This is a genomic window from Archangium sp., assembly GCF_036389735.1.
GTDB lineage: Bacteria > Myxococcota > Myxococcia > Myxococcales > Myxococcaceae > Archangium.
Genome location: NZ_DASVWK010000272.1, coordinates 1 through 6,092 on the forward strand (window position 1 = coordinate 1; position 6,092 = coordinate 6,092).

Sequence of the window (6,092 nt, forward strand, 5' to 3'; positions counted from 1 at the left end):
GCCCGCGCCGCCCTCGAGTACTCCCTGGAGTACTCCAGCCAACGCCGCACCTTCGGCAAGCCCATCCGCGAGCACCAGGCCATCCAGTTCATGCTCGCCGACATGGCCATGAACACCCAGGCCGCGCGCCTGCTGTGCCACCAGAGCGCCTGGTTGCTGGATGAGGGCCAGAAGCCCACCCTCGTGTCCTCCTACGCCAAGTGCTTCGCCGCCGACATGGCCATGAAGGTCGCCACCGACGCCGTCCAGGTTTACGGCGGCTACGGCTACATCAAGGACTACCCCGTGGAGAAGCTGATGCGCGACGCCAAGCTCATCCAGGTCTACGAGGGCACCAGCCAGGTCCAGCGGCTCGTCATCGCTCGCGAACTGTTCAAGTAGAAAAGCAGAACTGTGTCCGGCGGCCGTTTCCCATTGCCGCCGTGACACGCGGATGGCTATTAACCCGGACCGTTCGCGCGCCGCGTCGCGTCATATTTCTTTCTGGGAGTACCCGCTCTTCCTCTCAAGGAGAAGGACGACCGTGAAGATCCTCGTCACCGCCAAGCGCGTGGAAGACCCCGAGTCCAAGATCAAGGTGAAGCCGGACGGCTCGGGCATCGTTCCGGAGGGCCTCAAGTACAAGATCAACCCCTTCGACGAGATTGGTGTCGAGGAGGGGCTGCGCCTCGTGGCCAAGCACGGCGGCGAGGTGGTGGTGGTGTCCATTGGCGGCAAGGAAGTGCAGGAGCAGCTGCGGCACGCGCTCGCCATGGGGGCCACCCGCGCGGTGTGGGTGAACCACACGGGCGCGTTGGACCAGATGGGCGTGGCGGGCCTGCTCCAGAAGGTGGTGGACAAGGAGAAGCCGGACCTCGTCGTGCTGGGCAAGCAGTCCATCGACGATGACCAGAACCAGGTGGGCCAGTACCTCGCCGAGTTCCTGGGCTGGGGTCAGGCCACCTTCGCCTCCAAGGTGGAGTCGCTGGAGAGCGAGCAGGAGAAGAACAAGGTGCCGGCGCTGCAGCTGGGCGCGGACGGCAAGAGCGTGCGCGTGGTGCGCGAGGTGGACAACGGGCTGGCCACGCTCGAGTGCGCGCTGCCGGCGGTGGTCACCACGGACCTGCGCCTGAACCTGCCGCGCTACGCCAGCCTGCCGGGCATCATGAAGGCCAAGAGCAAGCCCATCGAGGAGCTGACGCCCGAGAAGCTGGGCGTGGACGTCACCCCGAAGGTGCAGGTGGTGAAGATGGCGTCGCCGCCCGCGCGCAAGGCGGGCATCAAGGTGCCGGACGTGGCGGCGCTGGTGGACAAGCTGCGCAACGAGGCGAAGGTCGTCTGACCGGGACTCGTTCCCCTTCTACTTCGAGATTGGAGCTGAACATGCCGATCGTTCTCATCGTCGCCGAGCAGCAGCCGGACGGGAACCTGCGCAAGGCTACCCTCAACGCCGTCACCGCGGGCAAGCAGCTCGCCGAGAAGGCGGGCGCGGAGCTGCACCTGGTGCTGCTCTCCAAGGACGCGTCCAAGGTCACCGAGGAGCTCAAGGGCCTGGGGGCCAAGGCGCTCCACACCGCCACCGCGCCCGAGTTCGAGCACTACCTGGCCGAGACGTATGCCCCGGCCATCGCCGAGCTGGCCAGGTCCATTGGGGCCAACTACGTGGGCATGGCGTCCACCGCGCAGGGCAAGGACCTGATGCCGCGCGTGGCCGCCCGCCTCCAGGCCGCCATGGCCACCGACGTCATGGCCTTCAATGGCGGTGGCGCCGACGTCACCTTCTCCCGGCCCATGTGGGCGGGCAACGTGTTCGCCGAGGTGAAGCTCACCACCCCGGTGAAGGCCTTCACGCTGCGCCCCACCGAGTTCCCCGCCGCCCAGGGTGGCCAGGGCGCCGCCGAGGTGAAGGCCTTCTCTCCCAAGGTGGAGACGGGCAAGACGAAGTTCGTCGACTTCAAGGAGGTCAAGAGCGCGCGGCCCGAGCTGACCGAGGCGCGCGTCGTCGTCTCCGGCGGCCGTGGCACCAAGGGCGACTTCAAGGAGATTGAAGCCCTGGCCGACGAGCTGGGCGCCGCGGTGGGCGCCTCGCGCGCGGTGTGCGACGCCGGCTGGGTGCCCAATGACCTGCAGGTGGGCCAGACGGGCAAGGTCGTGGCGCCGCAGCTCTACATCGCCGCGGGCATCAGCGGAGCCATCCAGCACCTGGCGGGCATGAAGAGCTCCAAGACGATCGTCGCCATCAACAAGGACCCCGAGGCCCCCATCTTCCAGGTGGCGGACTACGGGCTCGTGGATGACCTCTTCAAGGTGCTGCCCGCCCTGCGCGAGGCCATCAACAAGGGCAAGGGGTAGTCGCGGACTCGCCGGGTCCGGGAGGGGCGGTGGCGGGGAACCCTCCTCGCGCCGCCCCTTCGGCGTTGCGGGGCTAGAGCTGGATGTCCTCGTGCTTCTCGGGCTCGGCCGGCTCGGCGGGATGCTGGCCCGGGGCCTCCTCCTCGGGCAGGGGTTCCACCTCGGGCAGCTCGGGGAAGGGCACGGTGTTGGCCGGAGGCTCCGGCGGGCCGCCGAGCAGGTTGATGGAGTCCTGCCCGGGGAGTTCCACCTGGAGGGTGGTGAACTTCCACTGCTCCCCGTCCTTGTAGGCCTCCACGAGCAGGGTGCCCGCGGCCTTGGGTCCCTCGAGCGGAACGGAGAAGCTGGCCGAGCCCTGGTCATTGTTGGACTGGATGGAGCCCTGGAGCATCATCCCCGCCTCGATGGGCTCGCCGAGGGCCTGCTTCACCTCCGGCGACTGCCTGGCCAGGGCCACCGCCTCGACGAAGACCCCCGTGCCCCGGAGGGCCTGGTAGGTGAGTCCGAAGATGAGGGCGCCCAGGCAGCCGCACGACAGCAGCAGCCCCAGGCAGCCCGTGGGCACCACCCACTTCCAGTTGCGGCCCCACCAGCCCTGCCGCGGGGCCATCTCGCCTTCTGGCATCGTGTTCATGGATCTCCGGCTCCTCCCGCCATCTTGCATCGGCCCGGCGGGTAGGCCAAAAGCAGGGGGCATTCTTCCTCATCGATAGGATGTCCGTGAGCAGCACCTCTCCCTCCGTGGCGAACGAGGCTCCAGGCCACCTGGAGGGCAGGGGACGCCTCCAGGCGGACGGGGCCCTGGCCCTCATCACTGCCTTCTGGGGTGTCACCTTCGTGGTGGTGAAGGGGGCGCTCGATCATGGAGACCCGTTCTCCTTCCTCGCGCTGCGCTTCGGCATGGGCGCGCTGGCGCTCACGGCCATCGCCCGGCGCGAGCTGTGGGTCCCCTCCACCCTGCGGCGAGGGCTGGCGCTGGGGGTCTTCCTCTTCCTCGGTTTCGCGCTCCAGACGGTGGGGCTGGTGTCCACCACGCCCTCGCGCTCGGCGTTCATCACCGGGCTGTACGTGGTGTTCGTCCCGGTGCTGGGGCTGGTGCTCTTCCGGCGGGTGCCGCGCCTCACCTCGTGGGTGGGCGTGGTGCTGGCGGCGGTGGGCCTGCGCTACCTCACCGGTGCGGAGGTGGGCGCGGCGCAGGGTCTGTCCCAGGGGGACTGGCTGACGTTGGGTTGCGCGCTGGCCTACGCCTTCCACATCCAGCTCACCGAGCGCTACGCGCCGAAGTCGAGCGTGGTGCCGCTGGTGGCCGTGCAGCTGTGGGTGGTGGCGCTGCTGTCCGCGCTCTGCCTGCCCTTCGCCGGGGCGCGGGTGGAATGGGTGCCATCCTTCATCGGGGCCGCGGCCTTCTGTGGCCTGCTCGCGAGCGCGCTGGCCATCTGCGTACAGACGTGGGCCCAGGCGCGCACCACCGCCGTGCGCGTGGCGCTCGTCTGCTCCATGGAGCCCGTCTTCGCGGCGGTGTACTCGGTGGCGCTCGGCTACGAGAGGCTCGGGCCGCGTGAGTGGGTGGGCGGTGGCCTCATCCTGGCCGGCGTGCTGGTGGCCGAGCTGGGTGCCCACCTCTGGGACCGGCTGAGCGCGCGGAGCGCTTGAGCCCTCGGGGGCCCACGCGAGGCGGGCCCGTCTCCTGGCCTGCCCCGCGTTCGGCCGAGAGCCCCCTGGAACGAGAAGGCGCACGGGTCACCCGGAGACGCTATACCGAGCGATTCCGATGAGTGTCGAGCTACGAAGGAACGGACTGCACCTGACGGGGACGCCCCTGTCCCTGGACGCCAAGCGCAAGTCCCCCCTGTCCTTCGTCAGCCACGCGCACTCGGACCACATCGCCCGGCACGAGCGCACCATCGCCACCGCCGCCACCCTGCGCTTCATGGCGCACCGGCTGGGCACCGTCCCCGCGCCACTGCCGGTCCCCTTCGGCCGCCCCTTCGAGCTGGGCGCGCTCACCCTGGAGCTCCTGCCCGCGGGCCACATCCTCGGCAGTGCTCAGCTTCGCGTCATCCGCGACGACGGCAAGCGCATCGTCTACACGGGGGACCTCAACGTGGTGCCCTCGCTCACCGCCGAGCCCGTGCAGGTGGCCGAGTGCGACACGCTCGTCATCGAGTCCACCTTCGGGCACCCGCGCTACGTCTTCCCACCCCGCGAGGAAGTGCTGGGGCAGGTGGAGTCCTGGGTGCGCCGGCACCAGGAGCGCGGCGCGGTGCCGGTGCTGCTGGCGTACGCGCTGGGCAAGAGCCAGGAGGCGATGAAGTACCTCTCGGACCGGGGCTTCCGGCTGGTGGCCCACGCCTCCATCTACGAGGTGACGAAGCTGTACGGCGAGCTGGGCGTCTCCATCGAGCCGCTGCGACTCTTCGATGGCCGGGTGGAGCCGGGCGAGGTGCTCTTCTTCCCGCCGCACCAGGCACGAGGTGGGGCGCTCGCGCCCTTCTGGCCACGAGCCACCGCCGTCCTCACCGGCTGGGCGGTGGATGGGGCGGGGGCCTGTCGCCGCTACGGTGCGGACGTGGCCTTCCCGCTGTCGGACCATGCCGATTGCCCTTCCCTGGTGCGCTACGCGAAGGCCACCGGTGCCCGGGACATCATCACCCTGCACGGCTTCGCCGAGGAGCTGGCCCAGGTGCTGCGCGGCGAGGGCCTGGACGCGCGCGCCCTGGGTCCGCCCAAGCAGCTCGCGCTCTTCTGAGCGCTCCGAGCCCCGCGAAAGACAAACCGGGGAGACGGAGAGCGGCTCCGTATCCCCGGTCCATGACCGCCGAGAGGTGTTAGCGGGCCGAGGCCGAGGCCGACGTGAGCGTGAAGGCCTGCGTCTGGTCCTTGCCGGAGGCGATGGTCACCGTGGTGGGCACGGCCGGGTTGGTGGTGATGCTCACGCCCGTGGGGCCGACGATGTTGAGCTCATAGGTACCGGGGACGAGGAACTTGAAGCTGGCCTCGAACACGCCGTCGCCGTTGGCGTCCGTCAGGTCGAGCTCCTCGGCGGCGGGAGCGGAGGCGCCATCCGGGCTGACCTCGGTGGTCTTCAGCGTGGCCTTGAAGTTGGCCAGCGTCACGGCGTTGCCGTCGACGGTGGGCAGGGTCACGCCCTCGCCCTTCGTCAGGGTGACGTTCACGCTGCCGCTGAACTCGATGTCCGCGCCCTTGATGACGGGCTTCATCACCCACCGGCCGCTGCCGCCCGCCACGTGGCCGAAGCTCTGGGACACGTCGAAGTCCACCAGGAGGATCTGCTGCTCACCGGTGATCTCCACGTTGCCGTCGAACTTCACCTTCAGGCCGGAGGAGCTGAAGCTGGGCATCTGGAGCTCGCCCGCGACCTGGGCGCCCGCGGGCAGGGCCGCGTAGTCCGTGGAGGTGGCGTAGATACGGGAGCTGCCGTCGGCCTGCTCCACCTCGACGTAGGCGCCGGTGATGACGAAGCGCAGCTCGCGGTAGCTACCGGCCGGGACGACGGCGTCCTTGACGATGTCCGCGGCGTCGTTGGCCAGGGTCACCAGGTTGGTGGTCACCGGCGTGTCGCGCAGCACCTGCTTGCCACCCTCTCCCTGGAGGTACACCTCGGAGATGGTGACGTAGGCGGCCTTGTAGTCGCCGGGGGCGTCGGTGATCTTGATGGTGACGCCGCCGCTATTGCCACAGCCGGTGGTGACGAGGCCGAAGGCGAGGGCGAAGAGGCTGAGCGCCAGCAGTTGAATCCA

7 protein-coding genes are annotated in these 6,092 nt (G+C 69.4%); 5 read left to right on the forward strand and 2 right to left on the reverse strand.

The annotated features are described in order from the left end of the window. The 3 genes from VF794_RS09775 to VF794_RS09785 form a co-directional block, all read left to right on the forward strand. The coding region (locus VF794_RS09775; RefSeq protein ID WP_331109052.1) for an acyl-CoA dehydrogenase family protein at positions 1 to 381 on the forward strand (381 nt) is incomplete at its 5' end. Positions 382 to 523: 142 nt separating this feature from the next. Continuing rightward, positions 524 to 1,321 (forward strand): electron transfer flavoprotein subunit beta/FixA family protein, encoded by a 798-nt coding sequence (locus VF794_RS09780; protein ID WP_331109054.1) that lies wholly within the window; start codon positions 524 to 526, stop codon positions 1,319 to 1,321. A gap of 41 nt (positions 1,322 to 1,362) precedes the next feature. After that, a complete protein-coding gene (locus tag VF794_RS09785) occupies positions 1,363 to 2,331 on the forward strand; it encodes an electron transfer flavoprotein subunit alpha/FixB family protein (RefSeq protein ID WP_331109056.1) in 969 nt (322 codons plus the stop codon). 73 nt (positions 2,332 to 2,404) lie between these two features. Here the strand turns inward: VF794_RS09785 and VF794_RS09790 are convergent, their stop codons facing one another. Continuing rightward, a complete protein-coding gene (locus tag VF794_RS09790; protein ID WP_331109058.1) occupies positions 2,405 to 2,965 on the reverse strand; it encodes a cytochrome c oxidase assembly factor Coa1 family protein in 561 nt (186 codons plus the stop codon). Between the two features lie 86 nt (positions 2,966 to 3,051). On the opposite strand from VF794_RS09790, the gene VF794_RS09795 reads away from it, so the two are divergent. Next, positions 3,052 to 3,984: a DMT family transporter gene (locus tag VF794_RS09795; RefSeq protein ID WP_331109060.1), complete on the forward strand. Its 933-nt coding sequence runs from the start codon at positions 3,052 to 3,054 to the stop codon at positions 3,982 to 3,984. 118 nt (positions 3,985 to 4,102) lie between these two features. Further along, positions 4,103 to 5,080, forward strand: coding sequence for an MBL fold metallo-hydrolase (locus tag VF794_RS09800; RefSeq protein ID WP_331109062.1), 978 nt, complete (start codon positions 4,103 to 4,105; stop codon positions 5,078 to 5,080). 79 nt (positions 5,081 to 5,159) lie between these two features. Here the strand turns inward: VF794_RS09800 and VF794_RS09805 are convergent. After that, positions 5,160 to 6,092, reverse strand: a 933-nt coding sequence (locus VF794_RS09805; RefSeq protein ID WP_331109064.1) for a DUF4382 domain-containing protein, incomplete at its 5' end; no start/stop codon positions are given.

Excerpts from the sequence above, each read along its gene's own strand:
- VF794_RS09785 (WP_331109056.1), top strand. The coding sequence starts at position 1,363 with ATGCCGATCGTTCTCATCGTCGCCGAGCAGCAGCCGGACGGGAACCTG.
- VF794_RS09800 (WP_331109062.1), top strand. The coding sequence starts at position 4,103 with ATGAGTGTCGAGCTACGAAGGAACGGACTGCACCTGACGGGGACGCCC.
- VF794_RS09790 (WP_331109058.1), bottom strand. The coding sequence starts at position 2,965 with ATGAACACGATGCCAGAAGGCGAGATGGCCCCGCGGCAGGGCTGGTGG.